The following is a 473-nucleotide window of genomic DNA, read 5'->3' as shown; positions in this document are numbered from 1 at the left end:
GTTGGTTAGTAAACTTATGCGATTTTCGATTGAAATAAATTATCGAGCAGAAGGCCAAACACCATCGTAAGAAGCTGTACCGTAATCAATTTTCTCTGCACTTACTACAAATGAAATTAACATATTGTTGTCGTTTAATGCGTCAAAATTTAATTCGTGTTGGATAACGTAACCGTTCTCCCATTTTAAGTTAATTAAAACACCTTCTTCGTGTGCTTTATTAAACGTAATATCACCAACAGTTGGTTTATATTTATCGTTTAATAAACTTTCCAGAATCGTAGAACTTTCAGTTGCTTCTACGGTTACTTTGATTAAAGCATTAGATGGATCAGAAGCTACACGTCCCGAAACATCAGTTGTTCTTGATACTTGATAATCTAATTTGATGATTTTTTGATCCTCACCACCGTTGAATTTTAAGACTCCTCTTGAATTGTTAGCCATAGTTATAAATTTTAAGATTGATTTAT

At 32.3% G+C, this 473-nt stretch carries 1 protein-coding gene; it reads right to left on the bottom strand.

Translation table 11 applies throughout. The annotated features are described in order from the left end of the window. Window positions 1-39: 39 nt before the first annotated feature. Window positions 40-447 carry a type VI secretion system tube protein TssD gene (gene tssD, locus B4A23_RS13995; protein WP_291121045.1) on the bottom strand — a complete coding sequence of 136 codons (408 nt, stop codon included), beginning with the start codon at window positions 445-447 and terminating at the stop codon, window positions 40-42. Window positions 448-473: the final 26 nt, after the last annotated feature.

Origin of the sequence: Empedobacter sp. UBA7248, from assembly GCF_002472945.1 — a bacterium.
Lineage (GTDB): Bacteria > Bacteroidota > Bacteroidia > Flavobacteriales > Weeksellaceae > Empedobacter > Empedobacter falsenii_C.
This window is presented reverse-complemented; position numbering and strand designations above follow the sequence as displayed.